The following is a 19,787-nucleotide window of genomic DNA, read 5'->3' as shown; positions in this document are numbered from 1 at the left end:
TATGCGTCGCGCCCTGCTCTTCGCTTGCGCTCTGCTCGCACTGCCTTTTGCGCAGGCTGCAGAACTTCAACCTTTCTCCGCCAGCTACACCGCTGACTGGAAGCAGTTGCCCATGAGCGGCACCGCTGAACGCAGCCTGACCAAGCAAGCCAATGGCGTCTGGAAGCTCAGCTTCAAGGCCTCGATGATGATCGCCAGCCTGACCGAAGAAAGCACCCTGACCCTGGACAAGGACACGCTGCTGCCGCAGTCCTACCACTTCGAACGTGGCGGCCTGGGCAAAGCCAAGAAAGCTGACCTGGATTTCGACTGGACCAACAAAATGGTCACTGGCACCGATCGTGGTGACCCGGTCAAGATCCCGCTCAACCGCGGCATGGTCGACAAATCCACGTATCAGCTGGCCCTGCAGCACGACGTGGCCGCTGGCAAGAAAAGCATGAGCTATCAGGTCGTCGACGATGGCGAAGTCGATACCTATGACTTCCGCGTGCTGGGCTCGGAAAAAGTCGACACCAAGGCTGGCCAGATCGAAGCGATCAAGGTCGAGCGCGTGCGCGACCCGACACAAAGCAAGCGCATCACCGTCCTGTGGTTCGCCAAGGACTGGGATTACCTGCTGGTTCGTCTGCAACAGGTTGAAACCGACGGCAAGGAGTACAACATCATGCTCCTCGACGGTACGGTCAACGGCAAGGCTGTCAAAGGCAGCTAATCCGGTTCAACACGAAAATCCGGAATCCGATGAGGATTCCGGATTTTTTTATGCCCCCTACAATTCAAATCCGTGCCAGCGCCTGGGCCAGGTCGGTGCGCAGGTCTTCGACATCCTCGACCCCCACTGACAAACGCACCAGCGCATCGCCGATGCCAAGTTGCGCGCGGGTGCTTGCGGGGATGGTGGCGTGGGTCATGATCGCCGGGTGCTCGATCAGGCTTTCCACCCCACCCAGGCTTTCGGCCAGGGCGAAGATCCGTACACTCTCGAGGAAACGCGTGGCGCCCGCCAGGTCGCTGTTCAGGTCGACGGAAATCATCCCGCCGAAACCGCGCATCTGCCGCTGCGCCAGTTCGTGCTGCGGGTGCGAAGGCAGGCCCGGATAATAGACGCGTGCCACCTGCGGCTGGCGTTCCAGCCATTGCGCCAGATCCAGCGCGTTATTGCAGTGACGTTCCATGCGCAAAGCCAGGGTCTTCACGCCGCGCAGGGTGAGGAACGCGTCGAACGGCCCGGCGATAGCGCCTATTGAGTTCTGCAGGAAACCCAAGCGTTCGGCCAGTTCTGGATTCTGCCCGACCACCGCGATGCCGCCGATCACATCGGAGTGGCCGTTCAGGTACTTGGTGGTCGAGTGCAGCACGATGTCAAAGCCAACCTCCAGCGGACGCTGTATCCAGGGGCTGGCAAACGTGTTGTCAGCCACACAAATGATGCCTCGATCGCGGCAGATGCGCGCGACAGCGGCGAGGTCCGTCAGGCTCAGCAAGGGATTGCTTGGCGTCTCGACCCAAACCATCTTCGTGTCGGGCTGCAGTGAGGCTTCGAATCCCGCCAGGTCAGTCAGATCGACAAAGCTGAAGCGATGCCCGGCGCTGCGTTTGCGCACCTTGTCGAACAGTCGAAAGGTGCCGCCGTACAAATCATTGCCGGAGACGATGTGCGAGCCCGCGTCGAGCAGCTCTAGCACCGTGGAGATCGCTGCCAGCCCGGAGGCGAACGCGAAGGCCTGGGTGCCGCTTTCGAGGTCCGCGACGCAACGCTCCAGCGCAAAACGCGTCGGGTTGTGCGAGCGCCCGTAATCGAAGCCCTTGTGCACGCCGGGGCTCTGCTGCAAGTAGGTGGAGTTGGCGTAAATCGGCGGCATCAGCGCCCCGGTGGAAGGGTCGGGCGTCTGCCCGGCATGGATCACACGGGTGGCGAAGGCGCGTGGTACAGCGGTTTCATCGTGTTGACTCATGCAAGCGATCTCCGTAAGTGAATGAGCATGTCGACTCGAGTAATCAAGCCGTGGAAACCCGAGGCGTCAGCGATGATCGCCACCAGCCCACGGTCGAGCTCCGCCCGCAATTCAGCCAGGCTGGCGCCGGGAGGCAGGGTTTGAAGCTGATCGGTCATCGCGCTGGACACACTCGTGCGAAAGTGCGAAGCATCTTCTTGCATGCCAAGCAGAATATCGGACTCGTCGATCACGCCGACCAGCCGCTGCCCGCCCTCCAGCACCGGCAGTTGCGAGACATCCGCCAGGCGCATGCGCTGGAAAGCGGTGAGCAGCGTGTCGTCCGGGCCCACGCTGATCACCCGGCCATCCTCGAAGCGCCGTGAGATCAGGTCGCGCAGATCGCCGTAATGTTTGTACTGCAGCAGGCCCTGATCGTTCATCCACTGGTCGTTGTAGACCTTCGACAAGTAGCGGGTGCCGGTGTCGCAGACGAAGCTGACGACTCGCTTCGGCTCGGTTTGCTCGCGGCAGTAACGCAGCGCCGCCGCCAGCAGTGTGCCGGTCGAGGAACCGCCGAGAATGCCTTCGGCGCGCAGCAGTTGGCGGGCATGATCGAAGCTTTCCTCATCGCTGATCGAGTAGGCGTGGCGCACGCTGGACAAGTCGGCAATCGACGGAATGAAGTCCTCGCCGATGCCCTCCACCGCCCAGGAACCGGGTGTGCCGAGGGTGCCGCTGCGGCTGTATTCGGCCATCACCGAGCCGACCGGATCGGCCAGCACCATGGTCAGGTTCGGCTGCACGCGGCGAAAGAAGCGGGTCAGCCCGGTCAGTGTGCCGGCCGACCCGACGCCGACGACGATGGCGTCCAGATCATGCTGAGTCTGCGCCCAGATCTCCGGCGCGGTGCTGCATTCGTGGGCCAGCGGGTTGGCTGGGTTGTTGAACTGATCGGCGAAGAAGGCGTCGGGAATGTCCTGCGCCAGCCGCGCAGCAACGTCCTGGTAATAATCGGGGTGACCCTTGCCGACATCGGAGCGGGTGATGTGCACCTCGGCGCCCATCGCCTTGAGGTGCAAGACTTTCTCGGTGGACATTTTGTCCGGCACCACCAACACCACCCGGTAACCCTTGGCACGGCCGACCAGGGCCAGGCCGAGGCCGGTGTTGCCGGCAGTGGCCTCGACGATGGTGCCGCCGGGGCGCAGCCGGCCATCGCGCTCGGCGGCGTCAATCATCGCCAGGCCGATGCGATCCTTGATCGAACCGCCGGGGTTCTGCGATTCGAGCTTGAGGAACAGCGTGCACGGGCCGGTATCGAAACGGCTGACGCGCACCAGCGGCGTATTGCCGATCAGTTCGAGTACGGCGGGACGGGAGTCAGTGGGCATGTCGTCACCTCGCTACGCAAATCAGCACTGGATGGACAGCAACCGGCGGCGAATCATCGCGCGTCAGTCACAGGCAAAGTCTCGCTTGGACCATAGGCCGGGATGGCGCCACCCGCAACCGTGCACAGCCAGCCGGTAGCGTCGCCTGAACGACAAAGCCCGCAGCCGCAACCTGGTTCAGCCTGTAAGAAAGTGGAACGCGTAGCAGGAGGAATGCTCTATAACCTCACGGTCTTTTTTGATCGAATGACTTTTCCTGCCTGCGAGGTTTCCCATGACTGTCACCGTCAACACTGTCTCCGCCGAAGGCTTTCGTCACAGCGTCCAGATCGATGACCACGAACTCTTTGCCGACGTACCGACATCCGCCGGCGGCGAAGGCTCGGCGCCCGAGCCACACGATTACTTCGACGCGGCCCTGGGTGCCTGCAAGGCCCTGACCCTGAAGCTGTACGCGAAGAAGAAAGACATCCCGCTGACCGGTGTCACGGTCGAAGTCAAACGTGACAACAGCGAAGAGCAAAAAGGTAAATATGCCCTGCACGTCAAACTGACCCTCAAGGGTGTGCTCACCGACGCCCAGCGCGATGAGCTGCACCGCGTGGCCGACCGTTGCCCGGTGCACAAGCTGATGACCACCACCGAGGTGGTTATCGAAACCCATCTGTCCGAAGGCGCTTTCAGCCAATAGCGGCAAGGGTTGGGCAGGCGGGTTATGCTCCACGCGTCACCCGCTTAGCATGGAATGCACCATGAACACTCCGCTCGTGATCCGCCCCCGCGCCGAAGATGTCGAAGGCCAGCCGATTCTTCGTCCACTGCCGTCAGCCAAATGCCGCAGCGTCGGGCCTTTCGTGTTTTTTGACCACATGCTGCAAACCCGTTATCCGGCGGGTAAAGGCATGAACATCCGACAGCATCCGCACATTGGTCTGTCCACCCTCACCTACTTGTTCGAAGGGCAAATCCAGCACAAGGACAGCCTCGGCTCCGATCAAGTGGTGGATGCCGGTGATGTCAGCTGGATGACTGCCGGCAGCGCAATTGCGCACGTCGAGCGCACGCCTGAGGCGCTGAAGAACAGCGGCTTCACGATGCACGGTTTGCAGATTTGGCTGGCCTCACCGAAAGATAAAGAGCACGGTCCCGGACACTACAGCCACCATCCGGCGGCCACGCTGCCGGTCAGCGATAACCTTGGGGTGAAGATCCGCATGATTGCCGGGTCAGGCTTTTGCCTGGAATCACCGGTCCCGGTGCTTTCTCCCACGCTGTATGCCGAACTGAACCTGCAAACGGCGACGACGCTGCTGATTCCTACCGAGCATGAAGAGCGGGCGTTGTATGTGTTGGACGGCGAGTTGCAACTGGAGGGCGAGCTGCTGGAACCGCATTCGCTGGTGGTGTTGCCTGCTGGTGAAGAGATGACGCTGTTCGCCGAGAGCGACTGTCATGCCGTGCTGTTTGGCGGAGCGCCGCTGGACGGGCCGCGGCGGATCAACTGGAATTTTGTGGCGAGTGATCCGGCGTTGATCGATGAGGCGCGGCGACGCTGGGCGGCCGGGGATTGGCCGACGGTGCCGGGGGAAAGCGAGCGGATCGAATTGCCTTAGAATCTTCGGTGTCAGTTACACCGCCTTCGCGAGCAGGCTCGCTCCCACATTGGAACGCATTCCCCTGTGGGAGCAAGCCTGCTCGCGAAGAGGCCAGCAATTACAGAAAAAGTGTCAGAGCCGAAAGCAGCGATCAGCCCTTGAACTCTTCATCCAGCAAGTTATGCATCGACGCAAACGCCCGGGCAGCGATTTTTGCGTCATACATCATCATGCCCGGCACATTGGCATGCGGATAAGTAAATGAATGCACGGCGCCACCGTAGCTCAGCAGTCCGCGTAAAAGACACCAGAATAAAAAAACCCGCCGAAGCGGGTTTTTTTTACAACGCCGTTAAACCGACAGTTCAACCAGCAGCTTGTTGAGACGGCGCACGTACGCAGCCGGGTCTTTCAAGCTGTCACCGGCGGCCAGGGCCGCCTGATCGAAGAGAATGTGCGACAGATCGCCGAAGCGCTCGTCACTCTGCTCGTTGTCGAGCTTCTCGATCAGCGGGTGAGCCGGGTTGAATTCGAAGATCGGCTTCGATTCCGGAACCTTCTGACCGCTGGCTTCCAGGATCTGACGCATCTGCATGCCCAGGTCCTGCTCACCGATGGCCAGAATCGCCGGGGAATCGGTCAGACGGTGCGAAACCCGCACTTCAGCAACGGAGTCGCCCAGTGCAGTTTTCAGACGCTCAACCAGACCTTCTTTGGACTTGGCGACTTCTTCCGCGGCTTTCTTGTCCTCTTCCGAGTCCAGGTTGCCCAGATCCAGGTCACCGCGAGCCACGTCGACAAAGCTCTTGCCGTCGAAGTCGCTGAGGTAGCTCATCAGCCACTCGTCGATGCGGTCGGTCAGCAGCAGCACTTCGATGCCTTTCTTGCGGAAGACTTCCAGGTGCGGGCTGTTTTTGACTTGCGCGTAGGTTTCGCCGGTCAGGTAGTAGATCTTGTCCTGACCTTCCTTGGCGCGAGCCAGGTATTCGGCCAGGCCCACCACTTGCTCGCCTTCATCACCGTTGGTCGATGCGAAACGCAGCAGGCCAGCGATTTTCTCTTTGTTGGCGAAGTCTTCTGCCGGGCCTTCTTTCATGACCTGGCCAAAGTTTTTCCAGAAGCTTTTGTATTGCTCAGGCTCGTTCTTCGCCAGTTTTTCCAGCATGTCGAGAACGCGCTTGGTCAGCGCTGACTTCATCGAATCGATGATCGGGTCTTTTTGCAGGATTTCCCGAGACACGTTCAGCGACAGGTCGTTGGAGTCGACCACGCCTTTGATGAAGCGCAGGTACAGCGGCAGGAACGACTCGGCCTGATCCATCACGAACACGCGCTGCACGTACAGCTTCAGGCCTTTCGGCGCTTCACGCTGGTACAGATCGAACGGAGCACGAGCCGGCACGTAGAGCAGCGAGCTGTATTCGAGCTTGCCTTCGACTTTGTTGTGGCTCCAGCTCAGCGGGTTCTCGAAGTCGTGAGCGACGTGTTTGTAGAACTCCTGGTATTCCTCGTCCTTGACCTCGGTACGCGGACGGGTCCACAGGGCGCTGGCGCGGTTGACGGTTTCCCATTCAACGGCCGGTTGCTCTTCGCCTTCGACGGCTGCCACTTCTTTCGGCAACTCGATCGGCAGAGCGATGTGGTCGGAGTACTTCTTGATGATGTTGCGCAGACGCCAGCCATCGGCGAACTCGTCTTCACCGGACTTCAGGTGCAGGACGATGCGGGTGCCGCGATCGGCTTTCTCAACGGTGGCAACCTCGAAATCGCCTTCACCCTTGGACGACCAGTGCACGCCTTCGCTGGCAGCATCGCCGGCACGACGGCTGAACACGTCAACTTTGTCAGCGACGATGAATGCAGAGTAGAAACCCACACCGAACTGACCGATCAGGTGCGAGTCTTTTTTCTGATCGCCAGAGAGATGCTTCATGAAATCGGCAGTGCCGGATTTGGCGATGGTCCCCAGGTGGGTGATCGCCTCTTCTCGGCTCATGCCGATGCCGTTGTCTTCGAGAGTGACGGTTTTAGCGTCCTTGTCGAAGCTCACACGGATTTTCAGCTCGGCGCCACCTTCCAGCAGTTCAGGCTTGGACAGGGCTTCGAAACGTAATTTGTCGACAGCGTCAGAGGCGTTCGAGATCAATTCGCGAAGGAAAATTTCCTTGTTGGAATACAGCGAATGGATCATGAGGTGCAGCAGTTGCTTCACCTCGGTCTGGAAGCCCAGGGTTTCCTTTTGAGTTTCCACACTCATGGTTATCAAACTCCAATCAGATGGCAGTGGCCGCGACCTTGAGGGTCGGCGGCGGGTTGTCATCAGAGTTTGGGGCTGAGTTCAGGATTTCAAGGGCTCTTCGATTTTGAAATGAGCGCGGGCGGTGGCAATCGGTTCGGCTTCGGTACTTTGCCAGGCCGTAATCGCAACGTTGGCCACCCGGCGGCCCTGACGGCAAACCTGGCATCGGGCCCAGGTGTCGCGAAACTGCCCCGCACGCAGATAGTCGAGGGAGAAGTCGATGATCTTTGGCACGCCTGGCGAACCGGTGAAAATCAGCAGGTGCAACGCTGCGGACAGCTCCATGAACCCGGCGATCACGCCGCCATGAATCGCAGGCAATAAAGGGTTACCGATGTTGTCCTTGTTGGCTGGCAAGCGAAACAGCAGATCATCCCCCACCCGCGAACATTCGACGCCGATCAGTTTGGCGTAAGGAATCAGGTGCAGCAGCGAAGCGTAGTCGCCCTGCTCATGTGCCTTCTGAAGTTGTTCCTTGAAGTCGTCGGTCATTTCTCACCTCTGGCGATGGCGCCGCCAAAACCTTTGGTGCCTTTGATGGCTTTGCCCATGCGCATGAAGGTACCCACCACATGGGCAATGGGTTGCTCGGGATCGTCCTGATAGGCGAAACCGCGAGCAAAGATCACATCCGTGGTCACCCGGTAGCACTGAGCAAAACCGTAGACATCTTTGTGTGGTTCAGCGGCGTGCATGTAGTCGATGCGCAGATCGAGGGTCGGGCAGACCTCAAATTCGGGTAGCACGCAGAGGGTCGACATGCCACAGGCAGTGTCCATCAGCGAGGTCAACGCTCCGCCATGGATCACCCCGGTTTGCGGGTTGCCAACAATTTGAGGACTGTACGGCAGGATGACGGTTAGCCCTTCGCTGCTGGCGCTGTGAACCCGCAGCCCAAGTACCTGACAATGTCGCAGCGCCGATAGAAATCGCGTCGCGCGCTCAAAAACGGGGTTTTCGGTCATTTTTATCCCACTCTTTTTAGTGTTCTGGCAACGCACTGGCGCTTTAGTAAAAGTTCCCGTCAGAATAATCTTATATCTCTGTATAAATTGAGGAACTTAACGCTGCGGGCTACGCTCGAAAGGTCAGTAGATATAATTTCCATAAGGAGCAACACCCCATGCGTAAGACTTTAGCTATTGCCTTGATGTTGACCGCTTCCCTCGGTCTCGCTGCCTGCGATAAAAAATCCGAGGACAAAGCTCAAGATGCCAAACAACATGCTGAGCAAGCTCAGCAAGACATGAACAAAGCTCAGGATAAAGTGAACGACGCTGCGAAAGAAAACGCCGAAGCCGCCAAAGCTCAGGCTGAATCGGATGCAGCGGCAGCAAAAGAAGCACCTAAAAACTAAAACAGTTTTTAGCGTGATAAAGAAAACCCGCCAAGTGCGGGTTTTCTTTTGCCTGCTGTTTTTTTGCACGGCAGGCATTACAGCAAAATAGTTCTAAAAGTCGGACTAATCATCAACAACAACGAGCACACTAGTCCAACGAACCACACCAAGCTCCGTTGCCAGGCCAGATCGACCCAATAGCACAGTAAATAAATGATTCGCGTAATGACGAAGACGATTGCCAACAAGTCGATCAGCCACCCCGCCGTCTGCGTGGTGTGAGCCATCAACACCCCCACCGAGAACAGAATGAACGCCTCAAAGCAGTTTTGATGAGCCGCCAACGCACGGGCACCAAAGCCTGTCAGTTGCGCCTGTTGCTGACGCGGCAGATGGTTGTCGTAACCGCCCTGCTCGTTCATCGCTTTGGCCACGGGAATCTTTGCCACGAAAATCAGCAAGGCACTGATAAACACACACCAGAACGGAATACTCATCAAGCGGCCTCTTTGTTCGCTTCGGGCATTGGCGCCTCTGTAGGTGTATAGACCATCACGTCGAGAACGTCAGAATGAAACTCCCGGCGATACAACACCAGCACGACGCCGGCGCTCATTAACATGAACAACCATGGGCTGACGAACCAGGCCAGCATGGTCATGCCGAAGTAGTAAGCGCGCAGCCCGAAGTTGAACTGGTTGGCGGCCATGGAGATGACGCGTGCCGCACGGGCAGCGAAGGCTTTACGTTCTTGTTCAGAAACGTGGCGTTCACCGACCATCGGCGCCGAACCAATCAGAATCGCCGCGAAGTTGTACTGGCGCATACACCAGCTGAACGTAAAGAACGCGTAGACAAACACCAGCGCCAGGCACAGCAACTTGATCTCCGACATCCCTTGAGAGGCCTGCTGCACCATGGGGATATCCGCCAACAACGACACGGCCCTTTCAGAGGCTCCGAGCACCGTGAGAATACCGGCCAGGATAATCAGTGTGCTGGAGGCGAAGAATGAGGCGTTGCGTTCTAGGTTACCGACCACGCTGGCATCAGCGATGCGGTTGTCGCGCAGCAGCATGCGGCGCATCCAGTCTTCGCGATAAAGGTGCAGCACACTGGCCAGGCACGCAGTGTCGCGGCCCTTCCACGACGCATAACGGGTGTAGCCGCCCCAGCAGATGACGAACCAGAGCGCAGCGAGGATGTGGATCATATTGGCGTGGATGAACGACATGCAGGTCCTTGTGATGTGTATGCGGAGTACCGAAATCCTGTGGGAGCGGGCTTGCTCGCGAAAGCGGTGGGTCAGTCGACATCAATGTTGAATGATAAGCCGTCTTCGCGAGCAAGCCCGCTCCCACATGAGATCTTCGCAGTGCTTCGACGTTAGCTCACAAAAAAAGACACCGCATCATGCCCATAAAAAATGCCCCGTATCGATTGATACGGGGCATTTCCATATGTGCTCAAGACCCGCTTGTGGCGGGCCCGGAAGCGGCTTAAGCCAGTGCTTCTTCGCGCTTGCCCAGCAGACGATCGCAGGCCACCGCGACGACCAGGGTCATGACCGACGGCACCAACCAGGCCAAACCTTGCTCGCTCAGCGGCAGGTGGGACAACTGAGTCGGCATCCAGTCCGCCAGGCCCGCGCCCTTGAGGGCGTCGATCAGGCCGAAGATGAACGAGACCAGCATCACCGGACCGACGATGCGGCCCTGTTCATGCCAGAAGTCCTTGCAGAAGCTCAGGGCTACCAGGGCAATGCACGGCGGGTAGATCGCAGTCAGCACCGGGATCGAGAACGCAATCAGCTTGGTGAGGCCCAGGTTGGACACCAGCAGCGAGAACACGGCCAGGATGATGACCAATGTCTTGTAGGACAGCGGCAGCACACGGCTGAAGTATTCGGCGCAGGCGCAGGTCAGACCCACCGCCGTCACCAGACAGGCCAGGGAGATCAGCACCGCCAGAAAACCGCTGCCCAGAGAACCGAAGGTGTGTTGCACGTAAGCGTGCAATACCGCTGCGCCGTTGGTAGCACCCGCGGCCACTGCATGGCTGCCCGAACCGAGACGGAACAGGCTGACGTAAACCAGCGCCAGACCCACGCCGGCAATCAGCCCGGCAATGATCGCGTAACGGGTAATCAACACCGGCGACTCGACGCCACGGGAACGGATCGCGTTGACGATGACAATGCCGAATACCAGCGCGCCCAGGGTATCCATGGTCAGGTAACCATTGATGAAGCCTTGGGAGAACGGTGCCGCTACGTATTCCGGGGTGGCCACGCCGACATCACCGGCCGGCAATGCAAACGCTGCGATGCCGAGAGCGGCCAGGGCGAGGATCTTCAGCGGTGCGAGGAAACGTCCTACGGTATCCAGCAAACGGCCTGGATAAAGCGAGATGAAGAACACCAGCAGGAAGTACACCGAACTGTAGAGGAACAACGCCAGCGGGCTCTCGCCGGTCAGCGGCGCCAGGCCCACTTCGAACGACACGGTGGCGGTGCGCGGTGTCGCGAACAGCGGGCCGACAGCCAGGTAGCACGCGGCCGCCAGCAGGCCACCGGCGACTTTACCGATCGGGCTGCTCAAGGCATCCATGGCGCCACCGACCTTGGCCAGGGCGACAACGGTGATCACCGGCAAGCCGACCGCCGTGATCAGAAAGCCCAGCGCCGCCATCCAGACATTTGGACCGGACTGCAGACCGACGATAGGCGGGAAGATGATGTTGCCAGCCCCGACAAACAGGGCAAAAGTCATAAAACCAAGTGCCAGGATGTCCTGGCCTTTCAACACTTTCATTAAGGAAATACCACACTACTGAATCGGAATTTAGAGAGGGATTTCCCTGAGGGGTGAGGGAAATGCTGTCGGTCCGTATAGGGCTGACCCGTTTAGCGCGTAGCTACCTTGTGGGCTGCGGACGCAAAAATGGCTGCTAGCCTAACGAATTTGCCCGACAAACGCACTGTTAGGGTGCGAACTATCCGATACACGACACTTCCGTGTCGCGTTTACATATAAAAAGATCAAAAGATCGCAGCCTTCGGCAGCTCCTACATGAGATTGCATTCCAACTGTAGGAGCTGCCGAAGGCTGCGATCTTTTGATCTTCAGAAACGACAAAGACCACCCGAAGGTGGCCTTTGTTTGGTGAAGCGTCAGATAAGCGCGAGGCTTACTTGACAGCCCAACCGGTCAGCTCGGACAAAGCCTTGCCGATGTCTGCCAGCGAACGCACGGTTTTAACGCCTGCGTCTTCCAGGGCAGCAAACTTCTCGTCTGCAGTGCCTTTGCCGCCAGAGATGATTGCGCCAGCATGGCCCATGCGCTTGCCAGCAGGGGCAGTCACACCAGCGATGTAGGAAACAACTGGCTTGGTCACGTGTGCCTTGATGTAGGCAGCCGCTTCTTCTTCAGCCGAACCGCCGATCTCACCAATCATCACGATCGCTTCGGTCTTCGGGTCTTCCTGGAACAGCTTCAGGATGTCGATGAAGTTCGAACCCGGGATCGGGTCACCACCGATGCCGACGCAAGTCGACTGACCGAAACCGGCGTCAGTAGTCTGCTTGACAGCTTCGTAGGTCAGGGTGCCGGAACGGGAAACGATACCGACTTTACCTGGCAAGTGAATGTGACCTGGCATGATGCCGATCTTGCATTCGCCTGGAGTGATCACGCCTGGGCAGTTAGGACCGATCAGGACTACGCCCAGCTCGTCACACTTGACCTTGGCATCCAGCATGTCCAGGGTAGGAATGCCTTCAGTGATGCAAACGATCAGCTTGATGCCGCCGAAAGCTGCTTCCAGGATGGAGTCTTTGCAGAAAGGAGCTGGTACGTAGATCACGCTGGCGGTAGCGCCAGTGGCAGCTACAGCATCTTTCACGGTGTTGAACACTGGCAGACCCAGGTGTTCGGTGCCGCCTTTACCAGGAGTAACGCCACCAACCATCTTGGTGCCGTATTCGATGGCTTGCTGGGTGTGGAAACTACCTTGCGAACCGGTAATACCCTGGCAGATAACTTTGGTGTCTTTATTGATCAGGACGCTCATTATTTGCCCTCCGCAGCTTTGACAACTTGTTGAGCAGCGTCGGTCAGGCTGGTAGCAGCGATGATGTTCAAACCGCTTTCTGCCAGTACTTTAGCGCCCAGCTCAGCGTTGTTGCCTTCAAGGCGAACAACAACCGGGATTTTCACGCCGACTTCTTTCACTGCGCCGATGATGCCTTCGGCAATCATGTCGCAACGAACGATGCCGCCGAAGATGTTGACCAATACTGCAGCGACGTTAGTGTCGGACAGGATGATCTTGAACGCTTCGGTAACGCGTTCTTTGGTAGCACCGCCGCCCACGTCGAGGAAGTTGGCTGGTTTGCCGCCATGCAGGTTGACGATGTCCATGGTACCCATGGCCAGGCCAGCACCGTTGACCATGCAACCGATGTTGCCTTCCAGCGCTACGTAGTTCAGTTCGAACTTGGCAGCGTGCGCTTCGCGCGGATCGTCTTGCGACGGATCGTGGAAAGTCTTCAGCTTAGGCTGACGGTACATGGCGTTGGCGTCGATGTTGATCTTGGCGTCGAGGCAATGCAGATCGCCGTCAGCCTTGATCACCAGCGGGTTCACTTCCAGCAGAGCCAGGTCGTGATCCTTGAACAGCTTGGCCAGACCTACGAAGATCTTGGCGAACTGAGCAACTTGCTTGCCTTCCAGACCCAGCTGGAATGCCAGCTCGCGACCCTGGAATGGCTGAGCGCCAACCAGTGGATCGATAGTGGCCTTGAGGATTTTCTCAGGGGTATCGTGAGCGATTTTCTCGATGTCCACGCCACCTTCGGTGGAAGCCATGAACACGATGCGACGGCTCGAACGGTCAACGACAGCGCCGAGGTACAGCTCTTTAGCGATATCAGTGCACGATTCAACCAGGATCTTGGTGACTGGCTGACCATTGGCATCAGTCTGGTAAGTCACCAGACGCTTGCCCAACCACTGTTGAGCGAATGCTTTGGCGTCTTCTTTGCTGCGAACCAGCTTGACGCCGCCCGCTTTACCGCGACCACCTGCGTGAACCTGGGCTTTGACAACCCATTCGGTCCCGCCGATCTTGTCGCACGCTTCTGCTGCTGCTTCCGGGGTGTCTACGGCGAAACCCTGGGAAACTGGCAGGCCGTATTCGGCGAACAGCTGCTTACCCTGATACTCGTGAAGATTCATGCTTATTACCGTCTTCGTTAGGTACTGCGCATTCGGTGCTGCACTTGTTCAGTGCCGCACCACCTGTGACTGCTGCTTGCGTAGGTGTTCCGGATAACCGGTGAACTACGCAAGGCTGCGTCCGGCGGACATTCCGCGGTGAGTCTTGCACGCAAGGCTCACGACGGGCCTTCCGCCGTGGTTTCTTATTGTCTTGTCTTAACGCTTCTTGCGGTTGGCAATGTGAATGGCGCCGCCATTCACTGCCAGAGCTGCTTCGTGCAAGGCTTCGGACAGGGTCGGATGGGAGAAAACCATCATGCCCAGGTCTTCGGCACTGGTGCCGAATTCCATACCGATCGCGCCCTGCTGAACCAGTTCTGCAGCGCTCGGGCCAATCACGTGGACGCCCAATACGCGGTCAGTCTTGGCATCAGCAATGACTTTCACGAAACCGCCGGTGTCGTTGGCTGCCATGGCACGGCCACTGGCTGCAAACGGGAAAGTGCCGACGTTAACTTCAACGCCTTCTGCTTTCAAGGTTTGCTCGGATTTACCGACCCACGCGATTTCCGGGTGAGTATAAATAACAGACGGGATCAGGTCATAGTTGATCTGGGCTTTGTGGCCCTTGATGCGCTCTACAACCATGATGCCTTCTTCGGACGCCTTGTGCGCCAGCATCATGCCGCGAACCACGTCACCGATCGCGAAAACGCCCGGGACGCTGGTCGCGCACTGGTCGTCAACGAAAACGAAACCACGTTCGTCGATGTTTACACCGCTGTCAGCTGCCAGCAGCTCGGTGGTCACTGGACGGCGACCAACGGCAACGATCAGCTTGTCGAAGGTGATGTTCTGTTCGCCATTGGCATCGGTGTAGTTCACAACGACTTCGTCGCCGTTCACTTTGGAACCGGTGACGCGAGCGCCCAGCTTGATGTCCAGACCTTGTTTGGTCAGGGTTTTGTAGGCTTCTTTGGAAACGGCGTCGTCAGCGGCTGGCAGGAACTTCTCCAGCGCTTCCAGGACAACCACTTCCGAACCCAGACGCGACCAGACCGAACCCAGTTCCAGACCGATCACGCCAGCGCCGATCACGCCCAGACGCTTAGGTACGGTTTGGAATTCCAGCGCGCCGGTCGAATCGACGATCACGTTCTGGTCAACCGGAGCCGGTGGAATGTCGATCGGACGCGAACCGGAAGCCAGGATCACGTTCTCGGCTTCGATGATTTCGACGGTGCCGTCTGGCTTGGTCAGTTCAACTTTCTTGCCAGCCAGCAGTTTGCCGTGGCCTTGCAGGGAAGTGACGCCATTAGCCTTGAACAGGGTTGCAACGCCAGAGGTCAGGCCTTTGACGATGTTGGCTTTACGGCCAACCATTGCCGCCACGTCCATGGTCACGCCAGCGTGATTGATACCGTGGATCGCGAAGCCTTCTTTGGCTTCCTTGTATTTCCAGGAGCTGTCCAGCAGCGCCTTGGATGGAATGCAGCCGACGTTCAGGCAAGTACCGCCGAGGGCCAGTTTGCCTTCCTTGTCGGTGTATTTCTCGATGCAGGCAGTGGTGAGGCCCAGTTGCGCTGCTTTAATGGCAGCCACGTAGCCGCCAGGGCCCGCGCCAATCACTACCACGTCGAATTTCTGAGTCATGTGTCATTCCTTCTCGAATCAAACCGGACGGCCCCTTTTGAGGACCGTCGTGGGACGAAGCTGGTCATTACAGAAGGGCCGTCCATCAGTGGGCGGCCCGTGCAACGAAATCAGATATCCAGCAGCAAACGAGCCGGGTCTTCCAGCAGGTTCTTGATGGTAACCAGGAAGGTCACAGCTTCTTTGCCATCGATCAGACGGTGATCGTAGGACAGAGCCAGGTACATCATCGGACGGATAACAACCTGACCGTTGATCGCCATAGGACGCTGCAGAATGTTGTGCATGCCCAGGATGGCCGCTTGCGGCGGGTTGACGATCGGGGTCGACATCATCGAACCGAAGGTACCACCGTTAGTGATGGTGAAAGTACCGCCGGTCATCTCGTCCATCGACAGCTTGCCGTCACGAGCCTTCTTGCCGAAGGTGGCGATGCCGCCTTCGATTTCGGCCAGGCTCATCAGTTCGGCGTTACGCAGAACCGGTACAACCAGACCGCGGTCGCTGGAAACAGCCACACCAACGTCGGCGTAGCCGTGGTAAACGATGTCGGCACCGTCGATCGAGGCGTTGACAGCCGGGTAGCGTTTCAGCGCTTCGGTGGCCGCTTTCACGAAGAACGACATGAAGCCCAGGCGCACGCCGTTGTGGGACTTCTCGAACAGGTCCTTGTACTTCGAACGCAGCGCCATGACTTCGGTCATGTCGACTTCGTTGAACGTGGTCAGCATCGCCATGTTCGACTGGGCTTCTACCAGGCGCTTGGCCACGGTAGCGCGAACGCGGGTCATCGGTACGCGCTTCTCGATGCGGTCACCGGCGGCGAACACTGGGGCAGCGGCGGCAGGCGCAGCAGCCTTGGCAGGCGCGGCAGCCGGAGCTGCTTTCTTGGCGGCAACAGCGGCTACTACGTCTTCCTTGGTGACACGACCGCCTTTGCCAGTACCGGCAACGGAAGCGATGTTGATGCCGTTTTCTTCAGCCAGCTTGCGAGCAGCCGGTGCAGCAACAGGATCGTCTTCGCCTTCAGCGGCTGGAGCAGCAGCCTGTGCAGCGGCCGGAGCAGCGGCAGCGGTTGGAGCGGCAGCAGCGCCGCCCGCTTCGATGGAGCCCAGGACTTCGTCGGACAGAACGGTGTCGCCTTCGTTCTTGACGATAGCGCCCAGCACGCCGTCAGCGGTGGCCAACACTTCCAGTACGACTTTGTCGGTTTCGATGTCGACGATCAGATCATCGCGCTTGACGGCATCGCCCGGCTTTTTGTGCCAGGTGGCAACGGTGCCATCGGCAACCGATTCCGGGAAAGTGGGGGCTTTGATTTCGATAGCCATTATCTGTGGGTCCTTAAATTCGGTTTCAGGTGCGCGAAGGCGTTAAACAGTAAAGGCGTCTTGCAGCAGTTTTTCTTGCTGCTCAGCGTGCATCGATGCGTAACCACAAGCAGGTGCAGCAGAAGCATCACGGCCCGCGTACTCGAGTACGAGAGACTTGTTGTGATTGCCAACGATGCGACGCATGTGGTGTTGGCTGCAGTACCACGCACCCTGGTTCATCGGCTCTTCCTGACACCAAACGATATGTTTGAGGTTGGTGTACGGAGCCAGGACTTCGTTCAAGTCGTCCTCAGGGAATGGGTACAGCTGCTCGATACGCACGACGGCGATGTCGTCACGACCTTCGGCACGGCGTTTTTCCAGCAGGTCGTAGTAGACCTTGCCGCTACACAGAACAATGCGCTCGACCTTCTTCGGGTCTTGAACATCGATTTCCGGGATAACGGTCTGGAACGAACCTTCGGCCAGATCTTCCAGGGTCGACACGGCCAGTTTGTGACGCAGCAACGACTTCGGCGTCAGGACTATCAATGGCTTGCGCAGCGGGCGAATCACCTGACGACGCAGCAAGTGGTAGATCTGGGCCGGCGTGGTCGGCACCGCTACCTGAATGTTGTGCTCGGCGCACAGTTGCAGGTAACGCTCCAGACGAGCCGAAGAGTGCTCCGGACCCTGACCTTCATAACCGTGCGGCAGCAACATGGTCAGACCGCAGAGACGGCCCCACTTGTGCTCGCCACTGGTGATGAACTGGTCGATAACCACCTGGGCACCGTTGGCGAAGTCGCCGAACTGGGCTTCCCAGATAACCAGCGCCTCAGGCGTGGTGGTCGAGTAACCGTATTCGAACGCCAGAACCGCTTCTTCAGACAGGAACGAATCGTACAGGTCGAAGCGTGGCTGACCTTTGTACAGGTTCTGCAGCGGAATGTAGCTGCCCGTGTCTTTCTGGTTGTGCAGGACGGCGTGACGGTGCGAGAACGTACCGCGACCGATGTCCTGACCCGTCATGCGAATCGGGTGACCTTCGAACGCCAGGGTCGCGTACGCCATGGTTTCGGCGTAACCCCAGTTGATCGGCAGGCCGCCGGCTTGCATCTTCTGACGGTCTTCGTAGATTTTCGAGACCTGGCGCTGAACCACGAAGCCTTCCGGAATTTCCAGCAGCTTGGCGGACAGTTCCTGCAAGGTTTTCAGATCGAAGCGAGTGTCGTGACGTGCGGTCCAGGCGTGGCCCAGATACGGACGCCAGTCCACGAACAATTCCTTGTTCGGCTCTTTGACCAGGCTTTTTACAACATGCAGACCGTTGTCCAGCGCGTTACGGTATTCATCGATTTTCGCTTGAACACGCTCAGCGTCGAGTACTCCGCCCTGGGTCAGACGATCGGCATACAGTTCACGCGTGGTGCGCTGCTTGGCGATTTGCTGATACATCAGAGGCTGGGTACCGCTTGGCTCGTCGGCCTCGTTGTGGCCGCGACGACGGTAGCAGACCAGGTCGATCACCACGTCGCGCTTGTACTGCATGCGGTAGTCGATGGCCAACTGGGTCACGAACAATACGGCTTCCGGATCATCACCATTCACATGGAGGATCGGCGCCTGGATCATCTTCGCAACGTCAGTCGCGTACTCGGTGGAACGCGAGTCCAGCGGGTTGCTGATGGTGAAACCGACCTGGTTGTTGATCACGATGTGCACGGTGCCGCCGGTCTTGAAACCGCGGGTCTGCGACATCTGGAAGGTTTCCATGACCACACCCTGACCGGCGAATGCCGCGTCACCGTGGATGGAAATCGGCAGGACCTTCTCACCGGTAGGGTCGTTGCGACGATCCTGACGGGCGCGAACCGAACCCTCGACCACAGGAGATACAATTTCCAGGTGGGACGGGTTGAACGCCATGGCCAGGTGAACTTCACCGCCAGTGGTCATGACGTTGGACGAGAAGCCCTGGTGATATTTAACGTCACCGGAACCCAGCTCGACCTTCTTCTTGCCTTCGAACTCGTCGAACAGCTCGCGCGGGTTCTTGCCGAAGGTGTTGACCAGCACGTTCAGACGACCACGGTGGGCCATGCCGATAACGATTTCCTTGGTGCCGTAGGAACCGGAACGCTGGATCAGCTCATCGAGCATCGGAATCAGACTTTCGCCGCCTTCCAGACCGAAACGCTTGGTGCCCGGGTATTTGGTGCCCAGGTATTTTTCCAGGCCTTCGCCGGCCGTGACGCGCTCGAGCAGATGACTCTTGATGTCGGCGGAGTACGTCGGACGGCCACGCACGCTTTCCAGACGTTGCTGGAACCACTGGCGCTGCTCGGAATCGGTGATATGCGTAAATTCAGCGCCGATGGTGCGGCAATATGTCTGCTGCAACGCTTCGTGAATTTCGCGTAGGCTCGCTTCCTCTTTGCCGATGAACAGGTCGCCGGCACGGAAGGTCGTATCAAGATCGGCATTGGTCAAGCCGTAATGATTGATCGACAGGTCTGCAGGTGCAGGACGCTGCCACAGCCCCAGCGGGTCAAGCTGGGCTGCCTGGTGGCCACGCATACGGTAGGCCTGGATCAATCGCAGCACTTCAACTTGCTTCTTCTCGTGCTCACTGCTCACGCTGCCGGCGGAAACCGGTTGTGCGCGGCGCTGGTTCTTTGCCAGCAAGACGAAATGATCGCGAATTGTCGAGTGCGAAACATCGGTGGCAGTGTTGCCGTCAGCAGGCAACTTCTGAAAGTAGGTGCGCCACTCTTCTGGCACAGCGTTAGGGTCGTGCAGGTAGAGCTCATAGAGCTCTTCCACATAGGCAGCGTTACTACCGGATAGGTAGGCGCTGTTCCACATGCGCTGCATCACGCTTTCTTGCATGCTTGGTCACCCTCGGTTAGGGGAACACCATCGGCGTCGACACCGAGCACGCTTGCAGAAGTCCGAATGCAGCGACTAAAACAAGCCACTTAGGATCACGCTGATAGTCCGGGTACCAGCCCGGATGCCCCTGCTTGTCTCATTTC

At 58.4% G+C, this 19,787-nt stretch carries 17 protein-coding genes and 1 pseudogene; 4 read left to right on the top strand and 14 right to left on the bottom strand.

Annotation, left to right across the window (positions count from 1 at the left end; all coding sequences use genetic code 11):
• The first annotated feature begins 1 nt into the window (after window position 1).
• Window positions 2–715 carry a DUF3108 domain-containing protein gene (locus ACYZTX_RS10720; protein ID WP_462034028.1) on the top strand — a complete coding sequence of 238 codons (714 nt, stop codon included), beginning with the start codon at window positions 2–4 and terminating at the stop codon, window positions 713–715.
• Between the two features lie 64 nt (window positions 716–779).
• Here the strand turns inward: ACYZTX_RS10720 and ACYZTX_RS10715 are convergent, their stop codons facing one another.
• Both ACYZTX_RS10715 and ACYZTX_RS10710 read right to left on the bottom strand, forming a co-directional pair.
• Window positions 780–1,958 (bottom strand): cystathionine gamma-synthase, encoded by a 1,179-nt coding sequence (locus ACYZTX_RS10715; protein WP_462034027.1) that lies wholly within the window; start codon window positions 1,956–1,958, stop codon window positions 780–782.
• Window positions 1,955–3,331: a pyridoxal-phosphate dependent enzyme gene (locus tag ACYZTX_RS10710; protein WP_462034026.1), complete on the bottom strand. Its 1,377-nt coding sequence runs from the start codon at window positions 3,329–3,331 to the stop codon at window positions 1,955–1,957. Before ACYZTX_RS10710 ends, ACYZTX_RS10715 begins: the two co-directional genes overlap by 4 nt.
• Before the next feature lie 274 nt (window positions 3,332–3,605).
• Here ACYZTX_RS10710 and ACYZTX_RS10705 point away from each other — a divergent pair, with 274 nt between their 5' ends.
• Both ACYZTX_RS10705 and ACYZTX_RS10700 read left to right on the top strand, forming a co-directional pair.
• Window positions 3,606–4,022: an OsmC family protein gene (locus tag ACYZTX_RS10705; protein WP_462034025.1), complete on the top strand. Its 417-nt coding sequence runs from the start codon at window positions 3,606–3,608 to the stop codon at window positions 4,020–4,022.
• A 61-nt stretch (window positions 4,023–4,083) separates the two neighbouring features.
• Window positions 4,084–4,944 carry a pirin family protein gene (locus tag ACYZTX_RS10700; RefSeq protein WP_462034024.1) on the top strand — a complete coding sequence of 287 codons (861 nt, stop codon included), beginning with the start codon at window positions 4,084–4,086 and terminating at the stop codon, window positions 4,942–4,944.
• Window positions 4,945–5,077: 133 nt separating this feature from the next.
• On the opposite strand, the pseudogene ACYZTX_RS10695 reads toward ACYZTX_RS10700, so the two are convergent.
• From ACYZTX_RS10695 to ACYZTX_RS10680, 4 genes and pseudogenes are all read right to left on the bottom strand, one after another.
• Window positions 5,078–5,218: pseudogene (locus ACYZTX_RS10695) on the bottom strand (dienelactone hydrolase family protein); the annotation flags it as partial.
• Window positions 5,219–5,278: 60 nt separating this feature from the next.
• Entirely contained in the window at window positions 5,279–7,183 is a 1,905-nt protein-coding gene (gene htpG, locus ACYZTX_RS10690; RefSeq protein WP_462034023.1) for a molecular chaperone HtpG, read from the bottom strand.
• Window positions 7,184–7,264: 81 nt separating this feature from the next.
• Window positions 7,265–7,717 carry a PaaI family thioesterase gene (locus tag ACYZTX_RS10685; RefSeq protein ID WP_449645659.1) on the bottom strand — a complete coding sequence of 151 codons (453 nt, stop codon included), beginning with the start codon at window positions 7,715–7,717 and terminating at the stop codon, window positions 7,265–7,267.
• On the bottom strand, window positions 7,714–8,190 hold the full coding sequence (locus tag ACYZTX_RS10680; protein ID WP_282377558.1) for a PaaI family thioesterase: 477 nt from the start codon (window positions 8,188–8,190) through the stop codon (window positions 7,714–7,716). The genes ACYZTX_RS10685 and ACYZTX_RS10680 overlap by 4 nt, the downstream gene beginning before the upstream one ends.
• A gap of 158 nt (window positions 8,191–8,348) precedes the next feature.
• Between ACYZTX_RS10680 and ACYZTX_RS10675 the strand changes: the two genes are divergently transcribed.
• Window positions 8,349–8,582 carry a hypothetical protein gene (locus ACYZTX_RS10675; RefSeq protein ID WP_462034022.1) on the top strand — a complete coding sequence of 78 codons (234 nt, stop codon included), beginning with the start codon at window positions 8,349–8,351 and terminating at the stop codon, window positions 8,580–8,582.
• A gap of 77 nt (window positions 8,583–8,659) precedes the next feature.
• Here the strand turns inward: ACYZTX_RS10675 and ACYZTX_RS10670 are convergent, their stop codons facing one another.
• The 8 genes from ACYZTX_RS10670 to ACYZTX_RS10635 all read right to left on the bottom strand — a co-directional run bounded on the left by ACYZTX_RS10670 (window position 8,660) and on the right by ACYZTX_RS10635 (window position 19,641).
• Window positions 8,660–9,061 (bottom strand): MAPEG family protein, encoded by a 402-nt coding sequence (locus tag ACYZTX_RS10670; RefSeq protein WP_462034021.1) that lies wholly within the window; start codon window positions 9,059–9,061, stop codon window positions 8,660–8,662.
• Entirely contained in the window at window positions 9,061–9,798 is a 738-nt protein-coding gene (locus ACYZTX_RS10665) for a DUF599 domain-containing protein (RefSeq protein WP_462034020.1), read from the bottom strand. The genes ACYZTX_RS10670 and ACYZTX_RS10665 overlap by 1 nt, the downstream gene beginning before the upstream one ends.
• Window positions 9,799–10,063: 265 nt before the next feature.
• Window positions 10,064–11,377 carry a branched-chain amino acid transport system II carrier protein gene (brnQ, locus tag ACYZTX_RS10660; RefSeq protein ID WP_462034019.1) on the bottom strand — a complete coding sequence of 438 codons (1,314 nt, stop codon included), beginning with the start codon at window positions 11,375–11,377 and terminating at the stop codon, window positions 10,064–10,066.
• 376 nt (window positions 11,378–11,753) lie between these two features.
• Window positions 11,754–12,635: a succinate--CoA ligase subunit alpha gene (sucD, locus tag ACYZTX_RS10655; RefSeq protein ID WP_003210566.1), complete on the bottom strand. Its 882-nt coding sequence runs from the start codon at window positions 12,633–12,635 to the stop codon at window positions 11,754–11,756.
• A complete protein-coding gene (gene sucC, locus ACYZTX_RS10650) occupies window positions 12,635–13,801 on the bottom strand; it encodes an ADP-forming succinate--CoA ligase subunit beta (protein WP_008148602.1) in 1,167 nt (388 codons plus the stop codon). The genes sucD and sucC overlap by 1 nt, the downstream gene beginning before the upstream one ends.
• Window positions 13,802–13,999: 198 nt before the next feature.
• Complete coding sequence (gene lpdA / locus ACYZTX_RS10645) at window positions 14,000–15,436, bottom strand: dihydrolipoyl dehydrogenase (RefSeq protein WP_462034018.1); 1,437 nt, start codon at window positions 15,434–15,436, stop codon at window positions 14,000–14,002.
• Between the two features lie 110 nt (window positions 15,437–15,546).
• Window positions 15,547–16,767 (bottom strand): 2-oxoglutarate dehydrogenase complex dihydrolipoyllysine-residue succinyltransferase, encoded by a 1,221-nt coding sequence (gene odhB / locus ACYZTX_RS10640; protein ID WP_462034017.1) that lies wholly within the window; start codon window positions 16,765–16,767, stop codon window positions 15,547–15,549.
• Window positions 16,768–16,809: 42 nt separating this feature from the next.
• Window positions 16,810–19,641 (bottom strand): 2-oxoglutarate dehydrogenase E1 component, encoded by a 2,832-nt coding sequence (locus ACYZTX_RS10635; protein WP_462034016.1) that lies wholly within the window; start codon window positions 19,639–19,641, stop codon window positions 16,810–16,812.
• Window positions 19,642–19,787: the final 146 nt, after the last annotated feature.

It is taken from the genome of Pseudomonas sp. MDT1-17 (assembly GCF_054898105.1).
Note: the sequence above shows the minus strand (reverse complement) of the source record. Positions and strands in the feature narration are given on the sequence as shown.

Bases quoted from the DNA above. Each gene is read 5' to 3' on its own strand.
- sucC (WP_008148602.1), bottom strand. From the start codon at position 13,801: ATGAATCTTCACGAGTATCAGGGTAAGCAGCTGTTCGCCGAATACGGC.
- ACYZTX_RS10635 (WP_462034016.1), bottom strand. From the start codon at position 19,641: ATGCAAGAAAGCGTGATGCAGCGCATGTGGAACAGCGCCTACCTATCC.
- odhB (WP_462034017.1), bottom strand. From the start codon at position 16,767: ATGGCTATCGAAATCAAAGCCCCCACTTTCCCGGAATCGGTTGCCGAT.
- ACYZTX_RS10665 (WP_462034020.1), bottom strand. From the start codon at position 9,798: ATGTCGTTCATCCACGCCAATATGATCCACATCCTCGCTGCGCTCTGG.
- ACYZTX_RS10700 (WP_462034024.1), top strand. From the start codon at position 4,084: ATGAACACTCCGCTCGTGATCCGCCCCCGCGCCGAAGATGTCGAAGGC.
- ACYZTX_RS10675 (WP_462034022.1), top strand. From the start codon at position 8,349: ATGCGTAAGACTTTAGCTATTGCCTTGATGTTGACCGCTTCCCTCGGT.
- ACYZTX_RS10670 (WP_462034021.1), bottom strand. From the start codon at position 9,061: ATGAGTATTCCGTTCTGGTGTGTGTTTATCAGTGCCTTGCTGATTTTC.
- ACYZTX_RS10705 (WP_462034025.1), top strand. From the start codon at position 3,606: ATGACTGTCACCGTCAACACTGTCTCCGCCGAAGGCTTTCGTCACAGC.
- sucD (WP_003210566.1), bottom strand. From the start codon at position 12,635: ATGAGCGTCCTGATCAATAAAGACACCAAAGTTATCTGCCAGGGTATT.
- ACYZTX_RS10710 (WP_462034026.1), bottom strand. From the start codon at position 3,331: ATGCCCACTGACTCCCGTCCCGCCGTACTCGAACTGATCGGCAATACG.
- lpdA (WP_462034018.1), bottom strand. From the start codon at position 15,436: ATGACTCAGAAATTCGACGTGGTAGTGATTGGCGCGGGCCCTGGCGGC.
- ACYZTX_RS10685 (WP_449645659.1), bottom strand. From the start codon at position 7,717: ATGACCGACGACTTCAAGGAACAACTTCAGAAGGCACATGAGCAGGGC.
- ACYZTX_RS10720 (WP_462034028.1), top strand. From the start codon at position 2: ATGCGTCGCGCCCTGCTCTTCGCTTGCGCTCTGCTCGCACTGCCTTTT.
- ACYZTX_RS10715 (WP_462034027.1), bottom strand. From the start codon at position 1,958: ATGAGTCAACACGATGAAACCGCTGTACCACGCGCCTTCGCCACCCGT.
- ACYZTX_RS10680 (WP_282377558.1), bottom strand. From the start codon at position 8,190: ATGACCGAAAACCCCGTTTTTGAGCGCGCGACGCGATTTCTATCGGCG.
- htpG (WP_462034023.1), bottom strand. From the start codon at position 7,183: ATGAGTGTGGAAACTCAAAAGGAAACCCTGGGCTTCCAGACCGAGGTG.
- brnQ (WP_462034019.1), bottom strand. From the start codon at position 11,377: ATGAAAGTGTTGAAAGGCCAGGACATCCTGGCACTTGGTTTTATGACT.